Origin of the sequence: Enterobacter sp. ECC-019 (assembly GCF_043974075.1) — a bacterium.
GTDB lineage: Bacteria > Pseudomonadota > Gammaproteobacteria > Enterobacterales > Enterobacteriaceae > Enterobacter > Enterobacter asburiae_D.
The window spans coordinates 3,643,320-3,664,992 of the sequence record NZ_CP143759.1; the positions used below are offsets into that span (position 1 = coordinate 3,643,320).

The window sequence follows — 21,673 nt, forward strand, 5'->3', positions numbered from 1 at the left end:
TATACGTAACTTTACGGGATAGTGAGTCCGCCTGAAAGTCTTTGTCATGCTCACAGGTTTATTATTTTTTTTCCATCCCGTATGGCTGTTTTGAGCTCTCAGGCAGATGGTGAATTATCGTTACGCATTGAGTGAGGGTATGCCATGTCAACGATCATTATGGATTTATGCAGCTACACCCGGCTAGGGTTAACCGGGTACCTGGCAAGCAGAGGGGTAAGAAAGAGAGACATCAACGATGCACACACCGTTGACGAACTCGCAGCCGCTTGTGACGAACTAAAACCAGGCGTGGTGTTTATTAATGAGGACTGTTTCATTCACGATCCAGCCAACAGTCAGCACATTAAGCAAATCATTAATCAGCATCCAAAAACCCTGTTTATTGTTTTTATGGCGATCGCGAATATCCATTTCGATGAGTATTTGTTGGTCCGTAAAAATTTATTGATCAGTTCTAAATCGATTAAACCCGAGTCGCTGGATGACATTTTGGGTGATTATTTGAATAAAGAAGTTAAGAATGTAGGAGCGGTTAACTTACCCACCCTATCATTAAGCAGGACTGAATCAAGTATGCTGCGAATGTGGATGGCGGGACAAGGAACTATTCAGATCTCGGACCAGATGAATATTAAAGCGAAAACCGTTTCGTCACACAAAGGAAATATTAAAAGGAAAATTAAAACGCATAATAAGCAAGTGATCTACCACGTGGTACGCCTGACCGATAATGTGACGAACGGGATTTTCGTCAACATGCGTTAGTCCCTTAAGACCCTGTGCACCCTACCTTTGATCTCTGGCCTGGCCAGAGATTTTTGCTTCTATGAGGTTGTCGGGCACGCGCTATGCTACCCGACGCTGTGCTAGTCCGCTTTCTCAACAAAAATGCCGTCCGGATGCCCCAGTTCGTTAAAAAACCAGATGCCGAGCGGGTAGTCTTCGAGTGATACCAGGTACATTGTGCCTTCGCTAAACTCTTCAATTGCCAGCACCACACCCGGGCGGCGCGGCCCACCGTCCGTTTTAACCGTTACCCGATCGTTGACCTTCATACATTCCTCCTCTGGTTTTGAGCCAGTGTAGAACAAAACGCAAAAACACACATCGCCGCCCGGTGTGAATGGCGTTTTTATGCACAAGCTATACTTAGCCGTGTAGGTTGAAAGAGGAGTCCCGTAATGAAGACCGATAAAGAGTACAGCGACACCATCAAGCGCGAGGTCGAGGTGGATGTCGATGCCCTGCTGGCCGCCATCAATGAGATCAGTGAGTCCGAAGTCCGCCGGACGGACGACAATTCGGACCGCGTCATTGTTAACGGAAGGGATTATCACACCTATCGTGAGCTGGCCGAGGCCTTCGAGCTTGATATTCACGACTTTAGCGTGTCGGAAGCCAATCGGTAGGGCGAAAAAAATCCCGGTCATGGGGATGGCCGGGATCAAAACTTGCTTATGCAAGAAGCACTTGAAAATTCGTTACACCAGGAAATCTGATGTACATGCCACACTATCCCCAACGAATTTGGCTGACAAGCATATATTCTTATGGTGAATATAATATTTTTAACATAATGCTTTTTGTTATGAGCAATAACACACGCCGAATGCGGGTTTGCCGAGGACATCTCTCTTATCCCCGGTTTTCGTCTCGGTTATTTTTTAGGAATTTTCTTAGAGCACAACGCAGCCGTTACCAGGAGTCACTATGCCTTCACTACGGGATACACTGTTGATTTTTTCTGACCTGGATGGCTCGTTGCTGGATATTCATACCTATGAGTGGCAACCCGCAATGCCCTGGCTGGACAGGCTGCTGGATAACCAGATTCCGGTCATTCTCTGCAGCAGCAAGACCGCGGCTGAGATGCTGGATATCCAGCAGGATCTGGGGCTGGAAGGCTTGCCTTTTATTGCCGAGAACGGCGCTGTGATTCAGCCTGACGTGCGTTGGGACAAGGTTCAGCGCCAGATCAGGGGGATGACGCACCGGGATATTCGCCCGCGGATCGAGCAAATTCGCCTGCAGACAGGCTTTAAATTCACCACCTTTGACGACGTGGATGAGCACGTTATTAGCGAGTGGACCGGGCTGACGCGCTACCGTTCGGCGCTTGCCCGCAAGCATGAAGCGTCCGTTACGCTCATCTGGCGCGATACCGACGAGAAAATGGTCCAGTTTGAAGAGGAGCTGGCGCACAGCGGCCTGACATGTCTGCAGGGGGCACGCTTCTGGCATATTCTGGACGCCCGCTGTGGCAAGGATGTTGCGGTTAACTGGCTGATTGCGCAGTACCGCGATCAGGAAGAGATCGAACCCACCACGCTGGGGCTCGGCGACGGCCCTAACGATGCGCCGCTGCTCGACAGCGTTGACTTCGCGGTGGTGATTAAGGGCATTAACCGCCAGGGCATCACGCTACGGGATGATAATCCCGCCCGGGTTTATCACACCCGGCAGCCTGGCCCGGCGGGCTGGCAGGAGGGGCTGGATCACTTTCTGTCTTAATCCCGCCAGACGACCCGGTTACGACCGCACTGTTTGGCCTGATATAGCCTGGCGTCCGCCACGGACTGCAGCTGTTCAAACTCGTAGTTACCCGCTTCATCCGCGCTGCTGACACCCAGCGACGCGCTGATGCGCAGGGTCGTGCTCTTCCTCACCAGGATCTCCTTACTGTTTATTCGACAGCGAATACGGTCCGCGACGCTTCTCGCCTCCTCCAGACCAATCCCCGGCAGGACGACGCAAAACTCTTCCCCGCCTACGCGCCCTGCTACGTCATTCTTGCGTAACGCGCTGGCAATCAGCCCTGCCGTGTGGGAGAGGACTTTATCCCCGGCCTGATGGCCGAAGTGGTCATTGATGTTTTTAAAATGGTCGAGATCGATCTGAATCACCGAGAAAGGCAGCGACTGCTGGCGACAGGTTTCCGCCAGTATTTTTGCACGGTCGAACAGCGCGCCGCGATTATTCAGCCGGGTAAGCGGGTCATGCCAGGCCTGCCACTGGAGCGAGTGCTGAAGCGTATACATGTTACTCACCATCCGACGGATCACCAGCCACGAGATTAATAGCATGGCGGTAAAGAGCGCCCACAGCAGCGCCAGCACGATGCTGATGCTGCCGAAGTCGTCCTGTACCCCTTCATGCAGGGTGTGGATCCGCAGGACAACGCCGTCGAAGTGATCGAGCCGCTCCCAGCTAACAAAACGGCTTCCGAGGCGGATACCGCCGCCGGTCGCGTGCTCAATCGCCTGCGCAATCTGCGCCGTTTCGCGTTCGTCAAAATAGTTAACCGCGTTTTCCGCGTGGACTGAGGTGGCAATCATATTGAGCCGGGTATCGTACAGCTGATACTCCCCTTCCGTTCGGTCTTCCGTCGCATCGGCCAGCAGACGCTGCATCGTGCTCAACGTAAAATCCATCGCCACGACGCCATACCAGTAATGATCGAAATAGATAGGAACGCTGGCGGTGATCGTACGTTCATCATTGGTCCAGGATGAAGGGGTAGAGATAAACCAGCGGACCGCGCGCGCGCGATTGTTCCGTTCTGACTGCTGGGTAAACCAGGACTGCGTGACCAGATGATAATAGCGGGAGGTAATATCCCCCGCCTGGTCCGGCGTATCCGTTGAAATGAAAAATCCGGCGCGGGATACGTAGATCACGCGCGCTTCCGTTTGCGCTCTCGATGACGCCAGCCTGAGCAGATACCCCACTTCGAGCGCGGCAGAAATTTCGTGGCTGAGACGCTCAGCGTCACGATTAAGAAGCGTGGTTTTTTCGACGAACGCATCCGAAACGCCGTTAATGGGGAGGGTGCGTTTTTTATCAACGGCAAGCTGCCAGGTGGGAAGCATGCGGACGGAGTTAAAGCGTGACACCGCATTCTGTAATACATCAAATGCCAGCGGCGTCTGGATTGCATCACGCATGCCCTGACGGAACAACAGCATCCTGTCCACGCTGTTCTGTAACTGCCTGTCCAGCGAACTGGCCACCGTATCCAGATGGTTACGCTGGCTGGAGATATACGCCTCTTCGAGGACTACCACCTCACGCCAGGTCAGGAGAGTGGAAAACACCAGAACGACCAGAAAACAGAGATTAACAATCAACCCGGGATTGCTACGCTTATGCAGCCATTGCAAAAATGATTGTCTTACAACAAAGGTATCGCGCTGCACACACACTCCATGATGACTGCCTTACACCCGGTACTTGAGATAAAAACGCCCGGCAAAGCCGGGCGTTATGTGATTAAGCCTTGTCCCGCTTGTGCTGCCCGTCTCCCGGCTGAAGCTCATCTTCACGAAATGCTTCCCGCTTGATGCTATAGCCATCGTGCCACCGACATTCCACCATTCCGCTGGAATATCCGGTGACAATCATACGTGGGCCGCCCTTCTTAGGCTTAACTTCATCACTGACCAAAAAGACCATACCTGCCTCCTGTATCAGGGTGAAACTGTTTCAATTTAGACGAGGAATGGTCTTTTTGCATCCCACAGCAGGTAACAATTAGTGCGACGTGCCGCGTATTTTTTCAACCAGCTTCACCGCTGCGACCACGATAGCGCCAATGATAAAGCCCAGCACCAGATTCAGCAGCGTCGGCAGGATCGCCGCGACAACGGCCCCCTGCGCCGAGGAGAAATGTTCGATAGCATGGTGCAGCGGAGCGATACCGTGAACCACGATCCCGCCGCCCACGAGAAACATCGCCAGCGTGCCCACCACCGACAAACTCTTCATCAGCCACGGGGCCAGCACCAGCAGGCTTTTACCGATGCCTCTTGCCACCGCGCTCGATTTCTCCTCCAGCCAGTAGCCGATATCATCCAGCTTCACGATCAGTCCCACCAGGCCGTACACGCCGACGGTGACCAGAATGGCGATGCCGGAGAGGATCAGGACCTGATTCAGGAGCGGCGCGTCAGACACGATGCCCAGCGTGATGGCGACAATCTCCGCGGACAGGATAAAGTCGGTTCGAATGGCGCCTTTGACCTTATCGCGCTCGAAGGTTTTCGGATCCTGCGCGGCCAGCGCTTCAAGACGCTTCTGGCGCATCTCCGGCGTATCGCTCTCCTTGCGTGCGCTAAAGGAGTGCAGAACCTTCTCCACGCCCTCAAAGCACAGAAATGCCCCGCCAATCATCAGCAACGGCGTGATGGCCCAGGGAATAAACGCGCTGATCAGCAGCGCCAGCGGCACCAGAATCACCTTATTCAGGAAGGAGCCTTTTGCCACGCCCCACACCACCGGCAGTTCACGGTTAGCCCTCACCCCACTCACCTGCTGGGCGTTAAGCGATAAATCATCCCCCAGCACACCCGCGGTTTTTTTCGCCGCCAGTTTACCCATCACTGAAATGTCATCCAGTAAGGTGGCAATATCATCCAGCAATGTTAATAAGCTACTTCCTGCCAAAATCTTAATCCTTCATTTTTTGGTAATTAAGTGAATAGTATGGAGCAAAAGCGCGAACCCGGAAACAGGCACCTCACGTCAACAAAAAATTCACATCAGCCACACAATTAAAGGGCTCGCCAGCGCGGTAGTTTTCGCGTTTACTATCAGCGACCTTTTTATTTCGTCGTGAGGGATTATGCGTTTCCGGCAATTGCTACCGCTCATTGGGGCACTATTTTCGCTGTACATCATCTGGGGTTCAACCTACTTTGTCATTCGCATCGGCGTGGAAAGCTGGCCGCCACTGATGATGGCGGGCATCCGCTTCCTGTCTGCTGGCGTGCTGCTGCTGGCCTTCCTGCTGCTGCGCGGCCACAAGCTTCCCCCACGGCGCCCGATGCTGAACGCCGCCCTGATCGGCCTGCTGCTGCTGGCGGTAGGCAATGGGTTTGTAACGATTGCCGAGCACCAGAACGTACCGTCCGGGATCGCCGCCGTGGTCGTTGCCACCGTACCGCTGTTTACCCTCTGCTTTAGCCGCCTTTTTGGTATCCGTACCCGTAAGCTGGAATGGCTGGGAATTGGTATTGGCCTTGCCGGCATCATTCTGCTGAATAGCGGCGGTAACCTGAGCGGGAATCCGTGGGGCGCCGTCATCATCCTGATTGGCTCGATGAGCTGGGCATTTGGTTCCGTCTACGGTTCGCGTATCGAACTGCCGACCGGCATGATGGCCGGCGCGATTGAGATGCTTGCCGCCGGAATCGTGCTGCTGCTCGCCTCCACGCTGACGGGAGAAAAGCTGACGACCCTGCCTCCATTGTCGGGCTTTCTGGCGGTAGGCTACCTGGCGCTGTTTGGCTCCATCATCGCCATTAACGCCTACATGTTCCTGATCCGCAACGTCTCCCCGGCCGTCGCCACCAGCTATGCCTACGTCAATCCGGTCGTGGCCGTGCTGCTCGGAACGGGATTGGGGGGAGAAACGCTCTCTTCCGTTGAATGGCTGGCATTAGGGGTGATTGTTTTTGCCGTCGTGCTGGTCACCCTGGGCAAATATTTACTGCCCGCAAAACCGGTGGTCACCCCTTGCGAGGTGGAGAAACCTTAAGCAGGTGAATTCCCTGCGTGTCGATCTGGGCGGTCTGGCCGCCGCCGCAGATCCACTCTTCCAGCCGTTCGGTCAAATCGGTATCGTTCAGTTTTAATCTGCCTCTCAGCGCGCACTCCCAGACGATCATCACCCGCCAGCCCTGCGCAATTAGCGCGCTGAGGTCCCGGCGGTCACGCTCGACGTTCTTGCCAATTTTATCCAGCCAGAAATCGGTACGCGTTGCGGGGACTTTGAACAGGTAGCAGTCGTGGTGGTGCCAGAAACAGCCGTGGGTAAAGATGATGCACTGCCAGGCGTCGATGACGAAATCCGGACGACCGGCGAGCGCGGGATCCTGCACGCGGAAATCAAAGCCCGCCTGCGTCAGCAGCCCGGCCAGGCGCTTTTCGATGGCGGTGTCACGCGTGCCGATGGCACGCATGTTTTTGCTGCGCGTCGCCTTATCGTGAACATCCGTCATTGACGGCCTCACCCTGACGGAGTGCCACCGCCTGTCTGATGCGCGAGGCCAGCAGTTTGGCCACCGCCGCGAACGCGGGAACCACCACCGAATTACCAAACTGGCGGTACGCCTGGGTGTCCGAAACCGGAATGCGGAAGCGGTAACCCTGCGGGGTCTCAAATCCCATCAACCGGGCGCATTCCCGCGGCGTTAAGCGTCGCGGACGGTGACGCTGATTATGCGGATCGTCGAAATCTTTTTCACCCAGCGCCTTGTCCCAGCCCCTGTCGATCAGGATTTCCGCGCCGTCTTTGTAGTAGCGAGCTGACAACGTGCGGGTCACGCTGTGCGGATCGTTCGGGTTGACCATCCCAAAACCGAAGCCGTTGCCCTTCGCCTGATGTTTCTTGGCATAGCGGTAGAGGTATTTCCACAGCACCGGCGTAAGGATAAATTTCGCGTCGACGACAGGTTCCAGCAGGTCGGCCACGGTAGGACGTCGCTCGGGGTACAGGGACGGGATATCCCGCAGGGTGAAATCCCCCTTGAGATTGAGATCGCGGCGGAAACCCACCAGTACGATACGTTCACGATGCTGGGGCAGGAAATGTTTCCCATCAATGATTTTGGGATCGTCCGCGCCCATGTCCTGTGAATCGGCCACGTCATAACCCAGCTCATCCAGCGTTTGCATGATAATGCGGAAGGTTTTCCCGCCGTCGTGGCTCTTTAGATTTTTGACGTTTTCCAGCACAAAGATGGCCGGGCGGCAGGCATCGATGATGCGCGCCACATCAAAAAACAGCGTTCCCTGGGTATCGCAGGCAAAACCGTGGGCGCGTCCGAGGGCATTCTTTTTGGAGACACCGGCCAACGAGAAAGGCTGACACGGAAAACCTGCCAGCAGCACGTCATGCGCCGGGATCGTCTGGCGAATGTGCTCGGCGGCGTGTTCATCCGTTACGCCGCTTTTATGGCTCAGGGTAACATCGCGGATATCCGCATTGAAATGATGCTCGTGCGGATCGCAGTACCAGTTAGCCTTGTAGGTCCTTACGGCATGTTTGTTCCACTCGCTGGTAAACACGCACTGCCCGCCGATAGCTTCAAAACCGTGTCGGATTCCGCCGATACCGGCAAACAGATCGATAAAGCGGAAGGCGTAGTTTGGGTGCGCGGCAGAAGGGCGCGGAAGCAGGTTTTGCAGATAACGAAACTCGCCTTCACTCAGGCGACGCCCTGCGCGTTCGCTGGTCAGCAGACGTTTAAGGATCGCCGGGCTCCAGTGGCTCTCGCCGTGCGCTACCAGCAGATTGGCCAGCGTTTTAGCATCATAGATATCCAACAGCTGGCGCAGTAACGCCTGCACCGTTGCCGTTGATTTCTCAGCCTGCTCAGGCGCGGGCTCTGTCACTGATCGATTTTCCTGCATTCTTTTAACCGGAGAATAAAGACTGGAAACAGATTACCACAGTTCAGTTGCGCAAACTGCGACGGAAGCGGTTCAACACCTGGCTATCCAGCCCGATGCAGTCGCCGTGTAATTCGGCGCTGAGTTTCGCCATAAACTGGATCAGGAAATCGGCATTGTGACGTGCCAGTTCGCGGCCCATTTCCGTTTGCATTGTATCAGGCAAACGCAGCAGCTTGGTCTGAAAATGGTCGAGGGCAAACGCACGGTCGTCAAGGGTACGCGCATCGGCAAAGGGATCGTTGGCATCAAAAAGCGGCACGCCCAGCGCGCCCGAGACGGCAAAGACGCGCGCCAGGCCGATAGCGCCTAACGCTTCCAGCCGGTCTGCGTCCTGCACGATTTTGGCCTCCATGCTCTGCGGCGCAATCCCGGCGCTGAAGCTGTGCGCCTCAATCGCGTGCGCAACGGCAGCAGCGTGCTCTGGCGGAAAGTCAGGGAAGTCACGACGCAGAATGTCACCCGCCTTGTGCGCTGCCAGCTGTGACGACCGGCTGCGTTCGGGATGGTTTTTCGGCAGGCTGACGATGTCGTGAAAATAACAAGCGGCCAGAACCACCAGTGGATTAGCCGCCTGATGTGCCATGATTTTTTGCGCCGTCGTCCAGACACGACGAAAGTGCGAAATATCATGTGCGGCATCGTCGGTCGTGTGGTTTTCTTCGAGCCAGCTTTCAAAGCTGTGCTGCCACCGGGCAAGTTCCATCGTCATGTCCTGTTATTAAAAAGAGAATGAATTATAACACAACCGAATTAAAGCAATTTAAAAATAGAATTGCGAAATACTTAATAATAATTAACCCTTATAAATTCAATCGATTAATTCACAGGAAAAATAAAGAGATCAATAGAAATATTTTGCAATATTTCATAGAATTTAATTACATTTATTTTTGAAACTAAATAACAACTCCTGGAATAGTATCGACCCTGTAATTATGGAGAGTGATTACATATATTCATATAAATTATCTTTCAAGGGAATATATAATGAAAAGAAAAGTTCTGGCAATTCTTGTACCCGCCTTATTAATGGCAGGCGCAGCAAATGCGGCTGAGATGTACAACAAAAACGGCAACAAAGTTGACCTGTATGGCAAAGTCGATGCGCGTCACACCTTCTCTGACCACGCTGGCGACGACGGCGATGAAACCTATGTGCAGATTGGTTTCAAAGGCGAAACCCAGATCGCTAACGACCTGATCGGTTACGGCCAGTGGGAATATAAAACCTACGCTAACGATACCGAAGGCGCAGGTGACAAATCGTTTAACCGTCTGGCATACGCTGGCCTGAAATATGGCGAATACGGTTCATTTGATTATGGCCGTAATTACGGCGTCGTGTACGACGTTGAAGCCTGGACCGATATGCTGCCTGTATTTGGTGGCGATTCTTACACCTGGACCGATAACTTCATGAACGGCCGTGCTAACGGTCTGGCAACTTACCGTAATCAGGATTTCTTCGGTCTGGTTGAGGGGCTGAATTTCGCGCTGCAGTATCAGGGTGCGAACGAAGGCCAGGATGCAACAGAAGATCAGGAAGGCACGAAAAACGGTCATGACGATGTGCGTTTCCAGAATGGCGACGGCTTCGGCATGTCTAGCTCCTATGACTTCTCTGGCAATCTGTCCGGCCTGAGCCTGGGTGCGGCATACTCTTCTTCTGATCGTACCAACGCACAAGAAGCTGCGGGCGTGAATAACGCGCACTTTGCCAGCGGTAAAACAGCAGAAGCATGGACCATTGGCGCGAAATATGATGCCAACAGCGTCTATCTGGCGATGATGTACGCTGAAACCCGCAACATGACGCCATACGGTGACTACGGTATTGCGGATCAGACTCAGAACTTCGAAGCGGTAGCACAGTACCAGTTCGACTTCGGCCTGCGTCCATCCCTGGCATGGGTTTACTCCAGGGGCAAGGACATGACTTATCCAGGCAATGCCAGCAACCCTCAGGGCCAGCATGGTGACATGGACCTGGTTAATTATATCGACTTGGGCATGACCTACAGCTTCAACAAGAATTTCTCGACCTATGTTGATTACAAAATCAACATGCTGGACAACGATGAAAGCTTCTACGAAGCCAATGGTATCTCCACCGATGACATCGTTGGCGTAGGCATGACCTACCAGTTCTAATCTTCAAAATACGAAAGCCCGCATTCGCGGGCTTTTTTATATTATTTGCCAGGCTCTATGGCGCTTCCTGCAGCGCCACGCGGATAAACCCGTTATTCTGCGCCAGCAGCTCATGGGCTTTCCACGCATCCAGCCCCGTCAGTACCATCAGTACCGCCGTTTTACAGTTATGGTTACAGCTCTCCAGCGCGGCTTTTGCTTCCGTCCGGCTGCATCCCCCCGCTTCCATGACGATAGCGATTTGCCGTTCAGCCCATTTGGTCGTGCTTGACTCAAGATCCACGCGCAGGTTGCTGTAAACCCGTCCGGTTCGGACGGCCAGCCCGGTGGCGATCATCGAGAGGATCATTTTCTGCGCAATCCCCGCTTTGGTGTTGAGATAGCCTGCGACGACATCGGCCCCCAGCTCCGGAGCGATAACCATGCTCGCCAGCTGTGCAGCTTCACTTTGCGCATCACCGGTAATAATAGCGACCGGTGAACCCAGCGACCACGCATGCCGCATTGCCCCCCAGACCCACGGCGTTTTTCCGCTGACGGTCACGGCCAGCATCATATCGTGTTCACTAAACTTGATAGCCTGCAGATCGGCAACGCCGCGCTCGTAGCTCCCTTCCCCTTCTTGTGTCGTAACGGCCATCACAGGGGTTTTGCCCGGCGCATATTCATCGGCAACCTGTTGCGCAATGCGCCCCGACGGCCCCGCGCCAACGATGACCAGGCGACCGCCATGGCTCAGCGTCGCGGCGGCGTTGTCCACCACGCGGGCAAGGGTATGTAAACAGGGAGCGATCGCAGCAGAAATGAGTGCATCATCCTGGTGAATGACTTTCAGCATGTCCAGCGTGGACAATCTATCAATATTCATCGTGCTGGCGTGCCGTCTTTCCTTGACCGAACCGGTAAGCATAATGCTCATAAACAGCCTCCTTATTATGAGTACCCACACACTATAAAGTGTTTTATATAGATGACCTGCGAGGAGGGTCACGAAAAGAGGACCAAATCCACGCCTTTACATGGCTTTAAGAAAAGCGCGTCATCGGCGATAATTACCCCTTTCTTAATCATCGCGGAGTATTGATGAGCGATTTGCAGCCTTTCCTTCCGACGCGCAAGCGCCCCATGAAACTGAACACGCTCGTCACGTTGATGGTATGCGCGATTATTGCCTCTGTGCTGGTGGTGGTCTTTGCGCTCTACTCCGTACAAATCACCCGGGCGACCCGCGATGATGTTAAAGATACGGCTCTGGGTATTGCCAGAACGCTGGCCAACAGCCCGGAGATCCAGCGCGGCCTGATGCAGCCGCCGCAGGCGGATATCATTCAGCCCATAGCCAAGGCCGTCACCCAACGCAACGATCTGCTGCTCACCGTGGTGACCGACATGAGGGGGATTCGCTACTCGCATCCGAACGAAGCGCTCATCGGCCTGCACTTTATTGGCAACGACCTTGAGCCTGCGCTGGAAGGTAAAGAGAATGTCTCCGTAAACCGTGGCGCCCTCGCCGAAGCACTTCGCGTCTTCACCCCCGTTTACGACAGCCAGCACGACCAGATCGGTGTGGTGGTGGTCGGTATCTCCCTCAAAAAAGTGGAAGATCAGATTGCCCGCGGGCGGCTAAACGCCGTCTGGACCATTTTATTCAGTATTTTTATGAGCTCCATGGCGATTTGGGGTCTGGTGAGGGTACTGAAACGTATCCTGTTCGGACTCGAACCTTACGAAATTTCCGCCTTGTTCGAACAGCGTCAGGCGATGCTGCAGTCGCTTCGTGAGGGAGTGCTGGCTGTCGATATTCACGGGCGCGTGACGATGATCAATCAGACTGCCAGAGAAATATTGCTTCTCCCCTCCGGCAAGCAGACCGAAAACGCCAGCGCGCCCCTGCTGGCCAGCCTGCGTGAAGTCTCAAAGACGGGCATTGCGCGCCAGGATCAGGAGATCAGCTGTAACGGGCGTCTGCTGCTGTGCAATATGGTGCCCGTTAAAAGTCAGGATCGGGTGATCGGTGCCATCACCACCTTCCGTGATAAAACGGAAATCAGCCAACTGATGCAGCGTATTGATGGCATGGTCAACTACGTCGATGCCCTGCGTGCCCATACGCACGAGTTTATGAACAAGCTGCACGTGATCCTCGGCCTGCTGCACATTAAGCGCTACGACAAGCTGGAAGAGTACATCATCCAGACGGCGCATCATTACCAGACGGATATCGGTACGATACAGAGCAAGGTAAAATCCCCGGTTATCGCCGGGTTCCTGCTGGGTAAAATCAACCGGGCGAAAGAAGCGGGCGTTACCCTGACGCTGGCGGATGAAAGCCAGATACCGGACACCGCGAGTGAAGAGCAGGTCGCGGTGCTGATCACCGCGCTGGGTAACCTTATTGAAAACGCGCTCGACGCGATGGAAGAACAGCAGGAAGGAGAGATCGGCCTGCTGCTGCATTATCAGAATGGCTGGCTCAGCTGCGAAGTCAGCGACGATGGCCCCGGCATTGATCCTACTCAGCTGGAGGCTATTTTTACAAAGGGCTTCTCAACAAAAGGTGAAAACCGCGGCGTTGGGCTGTTCCTTGCTCGCCAGCAAATCCAGAACCTCGGCGGCGATATCACCGTCGAGTCTGAACCTGGCGTATTTACCCAATTTTTTGTTCACATCCCCTGGGATAGCGAGAGGAATATCGCGTGATAAATGTATTAATTGTCGATGATGACGCCATGGTAGCCGACCTCAACCGTCTGTATGTCAACCGTGTTGAAGGTTTTAGCTGCTGCGGCGTCGCCTCTACGCTAAACCAGGCCGAGGCCATCATTAATAACCCCAGCCAGCCTGTCGATCTGGTGCTGCTGGATGTCTATATGCAGCAGGATAACGGGCTGGATCTGCTGCCCGTTATTCGCGCATCCGGTCGCCCAATTGATGTGATTATGATCTCGTCCGCTGCCGATGCCGCCACGATCCAGACCTCCATTCACTACGGCGTGGTGGATTATCTGATAAAGCCGTTCCAGTTCCCGCGATTTGAAGAGGCGCTGAACGGCTGGAAGGCAAAGCATAGCCTGATGGGCTCGCACCAGTATTATGAGCAGGCCGACGTCGACCGGTTGATCCACGGCGGGGCGCCGGAACTGGCGGACAGTAAAAAGCTGCCGAAGGGGTTAACGCCGCAAACGCTGCGCACGATTTGCCAGTGGATTGACGCTCATCCGGAGACGGAGTTTTCTACCGATGACCTGGCAAACGCCGTCAATATCTCCCGCGTTTCCTGCCGTAAATACCTGATTTGGCTCGCGCAAATCAACATTCTGTTCACCAGCATTCATTACGGCGCCACCGGCCGTCCGGTGTATCGCTACCGTCTCCAGCCGGAGCAGACCGGCTTGCTCAAGCAATACTGTCAGTAACGCGGTAGTCGTTGTCCAGCAGGGTAAAGCGGAAGTGGTGCATCGAGGAGATCACCACTTCTTTTGTTTTGGTCACAAAGATTGCTTCAATATCGGGGCGAGCGTGCAGCGCAGCGCAGCCTTTTTCAACGCCCATGCCGTACATCAGTGTGGTCCAGATATCGCCGTCGATAGAGTCTTTCGAAACAATCGTCACGCTGTCCAGTTCGTTGTCCAGCGGATACCCAGTGCGCGGGTCGAGAATGTGGTGGTAACGCCTGCCGTCTTGTTCAAAATAGCGCTCGTACGTTCCCGACGTGACGACGGACAGGTTCTCCAGGGTCATGGTGCCGATGAGCGCCTCTCCGGCGAACGGTTTTTTCAGCCCCACGCCCCAGCCCCCTTCCGGCGAGCCTAACGTCTGGATGTTCCCGCCGAGGTTGATCAGCCCCAGCTCAGCGCCCTCTTTATGAAGGTAATCACGCACCCTGTCGGCGATATAGCCTTTGGCGATGGCCCCCAGATCGATCTCCATCCCCGCTCTGGTCAGAAACACGCTGCTGCTGGCCTCATCAAGAAGGACATCCTCAGGACGGGTAATCGCCAGCAGCGACGCGATTTCATCGGCAGGCGGAACGCTGTCCCCCTGAAAACCAATTTTCCAGCGCTTCACGAGCGGGCCGATGGTCAGGTTAAAGGCGCTGTCCTTAAGCAGGCTTGCCGCTTTTGCACAGCGGATCAGCTCAAACACCGGCCGGCTGACGGTAACCGGATGTTGCCCAGCGGCATGGTTGATGTCCATCACCTGCGAGTGCGCGCGGTTGACGGTGAGCAGATCTTCGTACTGTTTGATCAGGCGAAATACGCGGGACGCGAGGGCTTCATCGTGGGAGAAGAGTTTCAGGAGAATGGGTGAGCCCATCAGGACGGCGGAGTAGCTGTAAACGCGATGGCTATCAGGCATAGCAAGAGTCCTCAGATGTAGCCCCGGCAAGCACCGCGCCGCCGGGGAAAATGCCGGATAGCGCTGCGCGTATCCGGCCTACAACACAGGGGTCTTACTGCTTTTTCGAACGCATAGCCGCCTGATGTCCTGCAAGCGTACCAAAAATAATGATATCTGCCACTGCGTTACCGCCGATACGGTTACCGCCGTGGATCCCGCCGACTACTTCACCGGCTGCAAACGCGCCTGGCAGCACGTTGTGGTTGCTGTCCAGCACGCAGGTTTCAGTGTTGATGGTCACGCCGCCCATGGTGTGGTGCACGCCCGGCGCAATCTGAATGGCGTAGAAAGGCCCTTCGTTGATAGGCGCACGCAGCGCGGTGGTACGACCAAAATCGTCATCGTGCTGTTTCTCAACGAAACCGTTGTAACGTTCCAGCGTCGCGAGGAAAGCGTGGTAATCCATTCCCAGCGCTTCAGCAAGGGCTTTTGGCGAGCTGGCGCTGGTCACGAAACCTTTCGCGATGTACTCATCCGCGGCTTTGTTTTTGGCACGTACGTGCTCGTCAAAGACGATGTATGCGTACTTCTCCGGCAGCGCGATGATTGACGCCGAGACTTTATCGCGGGTCGACATTTCGTTGTAGAAGCGTTCCCCTTTCTGATTGACCAGAATCGCTCCGCCGCCGCGAATGGACTCGGAAATCAGGTACGAGGTTTTCTGCTCAACGGTTGGGTGAATTTGGATTTCGCCCATATCCACGGTGCCAGCACCGATACGCTCCAGCAGCGCGATGCCGCCGCCGGTCGCCCCTTTATGGTTGGTGGTGACGAACCCTTCCAGATCCGGACGATATTTCACCACCATCTGGCTGTTGGCGCTGAAACCACCGGTGGCGACAATCACGCTTTTGGTAGCCACGGTGATGGTTTCGTTCTCTTCGGTGGTCAGACGTACGCCGGTCACTTCGCCGTTCTCGAAGATAATGTCGCTGACGGAAGTATCCAGCATCACCTCGATGTTGCGTTTGTTGACGTTACGCACCAGACCGCTGATCAGGTAGCCCCCCACCGCAGAACCGTCTTTTGGACGGTGAGTACGGTCGATGCTCATCCCGCCGGTGGTGGTGATGTCGTTCAGCATGATGCCGCGCGTTGCCAGCCACTCAATCGCCTGCGGCGCGTTCTCAACAAAGCGGCGCAGCAGTTCCGGGTTATTCTTGTTGCCGCCGCCTTTCAGGCTTTCCTGATAGAACAGCTCTTTGCTGTCCTGAATGCCCTTCACGCGCTGGAAGCGGGTTTCGGCGGCGTTCATCCCGGCAGAGGCTTTAATGGTGTTCCCGCCGATGGTTGGCATTTTCTCGACAATCAGCACGCTCGCGCCTTCGTCGTGAGCCTGAATCGCCGCCGCCAGACCGGCGCCGCCGCTGCCGACAACGACCACGTCCACGATGCGGGTTTCGTTCGGGTCGACGCCCTCTTCCGCTGCCAGCGCTTTGCTGGACTTCAGCATCGCTTTAGAGACCGCTTTCTTCACCGCTTCACTCTGGCTGGTTGCGCCAGTGATGGCATCCACATGCGGGGTATTGGCATCCAGAATGCGGGTACGGATCTCTTCAAAGCTGGTGACAAACTCAACGTCTTCACTCGGGCCGGAGGCCAGCTCGATGTCCGCAATGCGGTCAGTTTCCAGGCTGACGTTAATCACCAGTTCGTTAGCCTCATCCTGCACTTTCTCAGCAAAGGTACCCGGTTTGAATTTGGATTCGCCCATGCTCATGTCGCGGATCATCGCTTCTACCAGCGAGAAGCGCCACAGCGGTTCAGGAATGCTCAACGCCTCGCGTTTGGTGCTGTCCATAAACAGCTCCAGGCTTTCCCCGGCCGCGATGCGGTCGGTCCAGTCCGGATAAGCGATGGTGGCGCGGCCAACGGCAATCAGGTCGTAACCGTGGTCCAGCGCCTCATTCACGTCTGAAGCATTTACCACGCCGCCCACGCCCATGACCGGAACCTGCGCCAGCGTTTCAGAACGCATCGCGCAGTATTTTTCGATAAGCGGGGTGGGATCCTGGGTGTCGACAATGGAAGGACGCAGGGTCGCGCCGACGGAGAAGTGCAGATAGTCCACACCGCGCGCCGCCAGTTTTTCCAGCAGATACATGGTGTCGTCAAAGCGAATGCCCGGGACTTCCATCTCTTCAGGGGAGAAGCGATAGCCAACGATGAACGCATCGTCCGCGTACTGGCGCACCATTTTGTGGGTAATGTCCAGCACCGCCAGCGGGAACTTCGCGCGGTTATCGCGGCTGCCGCCCCACTCGTCATCGCGCTGGTTAGAGTTTGGCGAATAGAACTGCTGAATCAGATAGGTATTTGCGCCGTGGATTTCTACGCCGTCGAAGCCAGCCTGGATGGCGCGGCGCACGGCTTCACCAAACTTGCCGATCATGCCTTCGACTTCTTCGCCAGTCAGTGCCACTGGCGTTGCTGCGCCTTCACGCGGTGCGGCAACAGCGCTTGGGCCAACGGGCGTACGTCCACCGATCAGTTTCGGGTCAACCATGCGGCCACCGTGGTAGATCTGCAGCAGTGCCTTAGAGCCTTTGGATTTAATCGCCTCAGCGATTTTCGCCAGCCCGGCGATTTTCTCGTCATTATCAATACCGATGGCACCCGGGAAGGCGAGACCGAGATTGTCAACGAAGCAACACTCCACGATGATAGTACCAATGCTACCGGAACGGGCCCGATAATACTCCACCAACTCGCTGGTGACGGTGCCGTCAAAATAGCCGGTACAGGTTGTCATAGGGGCCATTAACAAACGGTTTTTCAGTTCAGTGCCATTCGGTAATGTGAAGGGGCTAAGAATGCGTTCGTTAGTGCTCATAATAGAAACTCCAAACTTTTAAAAATTAAGAATTCGTTATCGGATTGATTTTTTTATTTCGTCGTTATTTGCCGATGTCATGATATTAATATAATGATTTTTTTAGTTTCTAAAGTTATTACGTTAGTTAAAAAACTATTTAATCCCTGCAATAACACAAATAACACATTGGTGTTAGAGATTGTCATTTAACCATTCACAATAATTTAAAGTTCGTTAAGCGGTTAATGGTAAAACCAATTCACCCAAAAAGAAATAATCACAACAAAAACAAGAGGATATGAATACACCAAAATAAATGTTGTTAAAAAAATGATAAAAGAATACGCGAAAAACACGCAATACCCACATACGCCAGAGTGGTTATTAATAAAAGCATAAAAATAACGCTGCAATTCTATTTTTTTGATCACGATCAATAGTTATGGCATTCAAAAGCGCAATATAAAAACATCATCATTTTTAATTTAGCGCAAACGAAAACGCGTTAAATCGCTATTACCGAAAAAACAAGAAAGCACCTTTAATAACTAAAAAAAGCAAAGAAACTTAAGAAAGCAATTTTGTTTTTCAGCGCGACCGAATTTTTGACAACTTAAGACGTGAAACTATGAATACAAAAACTGCTGTAACGCCCCCAGTGGCGAACCAGGCATCAAAGGGAAACGCAAAACGATTGCTGATGATGGCGTTACCCATCGTCGTCGCCGTACTGCTGCTGTTTGTTCCCGTTCCTGAAGGCTTGCCGCCTTACGCATGGCACTACTTCGCCATCTTTGTCGGCGTGATCGTCGGTCTGATCTTCGAACCCCTGCCGGGTGCGGTGATCGGCCTGACTGGTGTCGTCGCCATTGCCCTGTGCAGCCAGTGGGTACTGTTTAGCCCTGACCAGTTGGCTGACCCGAAATTCAAGCTGGCGGGCGCCTCCTTTAAATGGGCGGTGAGCGGGTTTGGTAACTCCACCGTCTGGCTGATTTTCGGTGCCTTTATGTTCGCCGCAGGCTATGACAAAACCCGCTTCGGCCGTCGTCTGGCGCTGATTCTGGTGAAGTACCTGGGGCGTCGCAGCCTGACGCTTGGTTATGCCATTACGTTTGCGGACCTGCTGCTGGCACCGTTCACCCCGTCCAACACCGCGCGCAGCGGCGGGACCATCTACCCGATCATCGCTAACCTGCCGCCGCTGTACGGTTCAAAACCGAATGACCCAAGCGCACGTAAGATTGGTTCCTACCTGATGTGGGTGGCGATCACCGCGGCCTGTATCACCAGCTCAATGTTCCTCTCCGCCCTCGCGCCAAACCTGCTGGCCCTGGCGCTGGTGAAAAGTACGGTTGGGATTGATATCTCCTGGGGCACCTGGTTCCTCGCCTTCCTGCCGCTGGGTATCCTGCTGATTCTGGCCATGCCGCTGCTGGCCTACTGGTTCTACCCACCCGAAGTTAAAGTGAATAACGAAGTGCCGCTGTGGGCGACCCGCGAGCTGGAAAAACTCGGCAAACTGTCCCGCAATGAAATTCTGCTGCTGGTGTTCGTATGCTGTGCGCTGCTGATGTGGATCTTCGCTGCCGCATGGATTGAGCCTGCCATGGCGGCCCTGCTCATCGTGGGTCTGATGCTGTGGACCGGCGTGCTGGAGTGGAACGATATCACCGGTAACAAAGCCGCATGGAACACCTTCGTCTGGTTCGCCACCCTGGTAGCGCTGGCGGACGGTCTCTCCTCTACCGGCTTTATCAGCTGGTTAGGTAAAGAAGGCGGTCTGTTAATGAGCGGTATCTCCCCAGGCGTGGCGACCGTCGTCCTGCTGCTGGCGTTCTACCTGCTGCACTACCTGTTTGCCAGCACCACCGCGCACACTACGGCGCTGCTGCCAGCGATGCTGACCATCGCCTCCACCATTCCGGGCATGAATATGGAAGTGTTTGTCCTGCTGATGGTGACCTCGCTGGGCGTGATGGGGATCATCACCCCGTACGGTACTGGCCCAAGCCCGATTTACTACGGTAGCGGCTACCTGCCAACCAAAGACTACTGGCGCCTCGGCACCATCTTCGGTGCCATCTTCCTGGCGGCCCTGCTGCTGATTGGTTATCCGTGGATGTCCATGATGTTCTGATTCCTGACCGCCGGACTCCTCCTCCGGCGGTTTTATTTTTGTGGAGCAATACGCTATGTCAAACAAACCGTTTATCTACCAGAACCCTTTCCCTCTTTCCCATGACGACACCGAATACTACCTGCTGACCAAAGAGCACGTCTCCGTTGCCGAATTCGACGGTCAGGAAGTGCTGAAAGTAGAGCCAGAAGCGCTGACCCTGCTGGCGCAGCAGGCCTTCCACGATGCCGCATTTATGCTGCGTCCTTCCCATCAGAAGCAGGTTGCCGCCATTCTCAACGACCCGGAAGCCAGCCAGAACGACAAATACGTTGCCCTGCAGTTCCTGCGTAACTCTGAAATTGCCGCAAAAGGCGTGCTGCCAACCTGTCAGGACACCGGCACCGCGATCATCATGGGCAAAAAAGGCCAGCGCGTCTGGACCGGCGGCGGTGACGAAGCGGCGCTGAGCCAGGGCGTGTATAACACCTACATTGAAGATAACCTGCGCTACTCGCAGAATGCGGCGCTGGACATGTATAAAGAGGTGAATACCGGCACCAACCTGCCCGCGCAGATCGATCTCTACAGCGTGGACGGGGACGAATACAAATTCCTGTGCATGGCTAAAGGCGGCGGTTCTGCCAACAAAACCTATCTCTATCAGGAAACCAAAGCGCTGATCACCCCGGCAAAGCTGAAAAACTACCTGGTTGAGAAGATGCGCACCCTGGGCACTGCGGCCTGCCCGCCTTACCATATCGCGTTTGTGATTGGCGGTACCTCTGCCGAAAGCACGCTGAAAACCGTGAAGCTGGCCTCCACCCGCTACTACGACGCGCTGCCGACGGAAGGGAACGAACACGGCCAGGCGTTCCGCGATGTTCAGCTCGAACAGGAACTGCTCCAGGAAGCCCAGAACCTCGGCCTCGGCGCGCAGTTTGGCGGTAAATACTTCGCCCACGATATCCGCGTGATCCGCCTGCCGCGCCACGGCGCCTCCTGCCCGATCGGCATGGGCGTCTCCTGCTCCGCAGACCGCAACATCAAAGCGAAAATCAACCGCGACGGGATCTGGATTGAGAAACTGGAGCACAACCCGGGTCAGTACATTCCGGAGTCACTGCGCCATCAGGGCGAAGGCGACGTGGTGAGCATCAATCTGGACAAGCCGATGAATGAGATCCTGGCGCAGCTTTCCGCGCACCCGGTCTCTACCCGCCTGTCGCTGAACGGGACCATCATCGTGGCGCGCGATATCGCCCACGCGAAGCTGAAAGAGCTGCTCGACAACGGTGAAGAACTGCCGCAGTACGTCAAAGATCATCCGATTTACTACGCGGGCCCGGCCAAAACGCCGGAAGGCTACGCGTCTGGCTCACTCGGCCCGACCACGGCGGGACGTATGGACTCGTACGTGGACTTACTGCAATCCCACGGCGCGAGCATGATCATGCTGGCAAAAGGCAACCGCAGCCAGCAGGTAACCGACGCCTGCCATAAGCACGGCGGCTTCTACCTGGGCAGCATTGGCGGCCCGGCGGCGGTGCTGGCGCAAAACAGCATTAAGAGCCTGGAATGCGTCGCGTATCCGGAGCTGGGAATGGAAGCCATCTGGAAAATCGAAGTCGAGAACTTCCCGGCGTTTATTCTGGTGGATAACAAAGGCAACGATTTCTTCCAGCAGATCCAGAACAAACAGTGTGCGGGTTGTTCACAGCGATAGGTTGAGA

The 21,673-nt window shown here is 54.8% G+C and carries 19 protein-coding genes; 9 read left to right on the forward strand and 10 right to left on the reverse strand.

Going from position 1 to position 21,673, the window contains the following annotated elements; genetic code table 11:
* Positions 1-144: 144 nt before the first annotated feature.
* A complete protein-coding gene (gene rcsA, locus V1566_RS17335) occupies positions 145-768 on the forward strand; it encodes a transcriptional regulator RcsA (RefSeq protein ID WP_008500313.1) in 624 nt (207 codons plus the stop codon).
* 101 nt (positions 769-869) lie between these two features.
* On the opposite strand, the gene dsrB is transcribed toward rcsA, so the two are convergent.
* Entirely contained in the window at positions 870-1,058 is a 189-nt protein-coding gene (gene dsrB / locus V1566_RS17340; RefSeq protein WP_008500312.1) for a protein DsrB, read from the reverse strand.
* A 126-nt stretch (positions 1,059-1,184) separates the two neighbouring features.
* On the opposite strand from dsrB, the gene yodD reads away from it, so the two are divergent.
* Positions 1,185-1,412 (forward strand): YodD family peroxide/acid resistance protein, encoded by a 228-nt coding sequence (yodD, locus tag V1566_RS17345; protein ID WP_013097742.1) that lies wholly within the window; start codon positions 1,185-1,187, stop codon positions 1,410-1,412.
* A 301-nt stretch (positions 1,413-1,713) separates the two neighbouring features.
* On the forward strand, positions 1,714-2,514 hold the full coding sequence (locus tag V1566_RS17350; RefSeq protein ID WP_395304100.1) for a mannosyl-3-phosphoglycerate phosphatase-related protein: 801 nt from the start codon (positions 1,714-1,716) through the stop codon (positions 2,512-2,514).
* Here V1566_RS17350 and dgcQ read toward each other — a convergent pair.
* The 3 genes from dgcQ to V1566_RS17365 all read right to left on the reverse strand — a co-directional run bounded on the left by dgcQ (position 2,511) and on the right by V1566_RS17365 (position 5,445).
* Positions 2,511-4,199, reverse strand: coding sequence for a cellulose biosynthesis regulator diguanylate cyclase DgcQ (gene dgcQ, locus V1566_RS17355; RefSeq protein WP_395304101.1), 1,689 nt, complete (start codon positions 4,197-4,199; stop codon positions 2,511-2,513). The genes V1566_RS17350 and dgcQ overlap by 4 nt on opposite strands.
* 73 nt (positions 4,200-4,272) lie before the next feature.
* A complete protein-coding gene (locus V1566_RS17360) occupies positions 4,273-4,455 on the reverse strand; it encodes a YodC family protein (RefSeq protein ID WP_008500307.1) in 183 nt (60 codons plus the stop codon).
* Positions 4,456-4,533: 78 nt separating this feature from the next.
* A complete protein-coding gene (locus V1566_RS17365; RefSeq protein WP_395304102.1) occupies positions 4,534-5,445 on the reverse strand; it encodes a DUF808 domain-containing protein in 912 nt (303 codons plus the stop codon).
* 178 nt (positions 5,446-5,623) lie between these two features.
* On the opposite strand from V1566_RS17365, the gene yedA reads away from it, so the two are divergent.
* Positions 5,624-6,538 carry a drug/metabolite exporter YedA gene (gene yedA, locus V1566_RS17370; RefSeq protein ID WP_395304103.1) on the forward strand — a complete coding sequence of 305 codons (915 nt, stop codon included), beginning with the start codon at positions 5,624-5,626 and terminating at the stop codon, positions 6,536-6,538.
* On the opposite strand, the gene V1566_RS17375 is transcribed toward yedA, so the two are convergent.
* The 3 genes from V1566_RS17375 to V1566_RS17385 all read right to left on the reverse strand — a co-directional run bounded on the left by V1566_RS17375 (position 6,510) and on the right by V1566_RS17385 (position 9,160).
* The gene (locus V1566_RS17375; RefSeq protein WP_395304104.1) at positions 6,510-7,001 is read right to left on the reverse strand and encodes a very short patch repair endonuclease; all 492 of its coding nucleotides are present in this window, start codon (positions 6,999-7,001) and stop codon (positions 6,510-6,512) included. The genes yedA and V1566_RS17375 overlap by 29 nt on opposite strands.
* Complete coding sequence (locus V1566_RS17380) at positions 6,982-8,397, reverse strand: DNA cytosine methyltransferase (RefSeq protein ID WP_395304105.1); 1,416 nt, start codon at positions 8,395-8,397, stop codon at positions 6,982-6,984. The genes V1566_RS17375 and V1566_RS17380 overlap by 20 nt, the downstream gene beginning before the upstream one ends.
* Before the next feature lie 61 nt (positions 8,398-8,458).
* On the reverse strand, positions 8,459-9,160 hold the full coding sequence (locus V1566_RS17385; RefSeq protein WP_395304106.1) for a phosphohydrolase: 702 nt from the start codon (positions 9,158-9,160) through the stop codon (positions 8,459-8,461).
* A 284-nt stretch (positions 9,161-9,444) separates the two neighbouring features.
* Between V1566_RS17385 and ompC the strand changes: the two genes are divergently transcribed.
* On the forward strand, positions 9,445-10,608 hold the full coding sequence (gene ompC / locus V1566_RS17390; protein ID WP_395304107.1) for a porin OmpC: 1,164 nt from the start codon (positions 9,445-9,447) through the stop codon (positions 10,606-10,608).
* A 55-nt stretch (positions 10,609-10,663) separates the two neighbouring features.
* On the opposite strand, the gene V1566_RS17395 is transcribed toward ompC, so the two are convergent.
* Positions 10,664-11,527, reverse strand: a complete 864-nt coding sequence (locus tag V1566_RS17395) for an N-acetylmuramic acid 6-phosphate etherase (protein WP_395304108.1) — start codon at positions 11,525-11,527, stop codon at positions 10,664-10,666.
* A gap of 164 nt (positions 11,528-11,691) precedes the next feature.
* Between V1566_RS17395 and V1566_RS17400 the strand changes: the two genes are divergently transcribed.
* Entirely contained in the window at positions 11,692-13,308 is a 1,617-nt protein-coding gene (locus V1566_RS17400; RefSeq protein ID WP_395304109.1) for a sensor histidine kinase, read from the forward strand.
* The gene (gene dcuR / locus V1566_RS17405) at positions 13,305-14,024 is read left to right on the forward strand and encodes a two-component system response regulator DcuR (protein WP_395304110.1); all 720 of its coding nucleotides are present in this window, start codon (positions 13,305-13,307) and stop codon (positions 14,022-14,024) included. Before V1566_RS17400 ends, dcuR begins: the two co-directional genes overlap by 4 nt.
* Here the strand turns inward: dcuR and V1566_RS17410 are convergent.
* On the reverse strand, positions 14,005-14,967 hold the full coding sequence (locus tag V1566_RS17410; protein WP_395304111.1) for an FAD:protein FMN transferase: 963 nt from the start codon (positions 14,965-14,967) through the stop codon (positions 14,005-14,007). The two genes, dcuR and V1566_RS17410, sit on opposite strands and share 20 nt — an antisense overlap.
* A 94-nt stretch (positions 14,968-15,061) precedes the next feature.
* A complete protein-coding gene (locus V1566_RS17415; protein WP_395304112.1) occupies positions 15,062-17,842 on the reverse strand; it encodes a flavocytochrome c in 2,781 nt (926 codons plus the stop codon).
* Positions 17,843-18,452: 610 nt separating this feature from the next.
* Between V1566_RS17415 and V1566_RS17420 the strand changes: the two genes are divergently transcribed.
* Together V1566_RS17420 and fumA are read left to right on the forward strand one after the other, a co-directional pair.
* Entirely contained in the window at positions 18,453-19,961 is a 1,509-nt protein-coding gene (locus V1566_RS17420; protein ID WP_395304113.1) for an anion permease, read from the forward strand.
* Positions 19,962-20,016: 55 nt separating this feature from the next.
* Positions 20,017-21,666: a class I fumarate hydratase FumA gene (gene fumA / locus V1566_RS17425; protein WP_395304114.1), complete on the forward strand. Its 1,650-nt coding sequence runs from the start codon at positions 20,017-20,019 to the stop codon at positions 21,664-21,666.
* The last annotated feature ends 7 nt before the right edge of the window (positions 21,667-21,673 follow it).

What these genes read in the sequence shown, in the direction of transcription:
- V1566_RS17410 (WP_395304111.1), bottom strand. Translation starts at nt 14,967, where the DNA reads ATGCCTGATAGCCATCGCGTTTACAGCTACTCCGCCGTCCTGATGGGC.
- dsrB (WP_008500312.1), bottom strand. Translation starts at nt 1,058, where the DNA reads ATGAAGGTCAACGATCGGGTAACGGTTAAAACGGACGGTGGGCCGCGC.
- V1566_RS17395 (WP_395304108.1), bottom strand. Translation starts at nt 11,527, where the DNA reads ATGAGCATTATGCTTACCGGTTCGGTCAAGGAAAGACGGCACGCCAGC.
- V1566_RS17415 (WP_395304112.1), bottom strand. Translation starts at nt 17,842, where the DNA reads ATGAGCACTAACGAACGCATTCTTAGCCCCTTCACATTACCGAATGGC.
- yodD (WP_013097742.1), top strand. Translation starts at nt 1,185, where the DNA reads ATGAAGACCGATAAAGAGTACAGCGACACCATCAAGCGCGAGGTCGAG.
- yedA (WP_395304103.1), top strand. Translation starts at nt 5,624, where the DNA reads ATGCGTTTCCGGCAATTGCTACCGCTCATTGGGGCACTATTTTCGCTG.
- fumA (WP_395304114.1), top strand. Translation starts at nt 20,017, where the DNA reads ATGTCAAACAAACCGTTTATCTACCAGAACCCTTTCCCTCTTTCCCAT.
- V1566_RS17360 (WP_008500307.1), bottom strand. Translation starts at nt 4,455, where the DNA reads ATGGTCTTTTTGGTCAGTGATGAAGTTAAGCCTAAGAAGGGCGGCCCA.
- V1566_RS17350 (WP_395304100.1), top strand. Translation starts at nt 1,714, where the DNA reads ATGCCTTCACTACGGGATACACTGTTGATTTTTTCTGACCTGGATGGC.
- V1566_RS17385 (WP_395304106.1), bottom strand. Translation starts at nt 9,160, where the DNA reads ATGGAACTTGCCCGGTGGCAGCACAGCTTTGAAAGCTGGCTCGAAGAA.
- ompC (WP_395304107.1), top strand. Translation starts at nt 9,445, where the DNA reads ATGAAAAGAAAAGTTCTGGCAATTCTTGTACCCGCCTTATTAATGGCA.
- rcsA (WP_008500313.1), top strand. Translation starts at nt 145, where the DNA reads ATGTCAACGATCATTATGGATTTATGCAGCTACACCCGGCTAGGGTTA.
- V1566_RS17420 (WP_395304113.1), top strand. Translation starts at nt 18,453, where the DNA reads ATGAATACAAAAACTGCTGTAACGCCCCCAGTGGCGAACCAGGCATCA.
- V1566_RS17375 (WP_395304104.1), bottom strand. Translation starts at nt 7,001, where the DNA reads ATGACGGATGTTCACGATAAGGCGACGCGCAGCAAAAACATGCGTGCC.
- V1566_RS17400 (WP_395304109.1), top strand. Translation starts at nt 11,692, where the DNA reads ATGAGCGATTTGCAGCCTTTCCTTCCGACGCGCAAGCGCCCCATGAAA.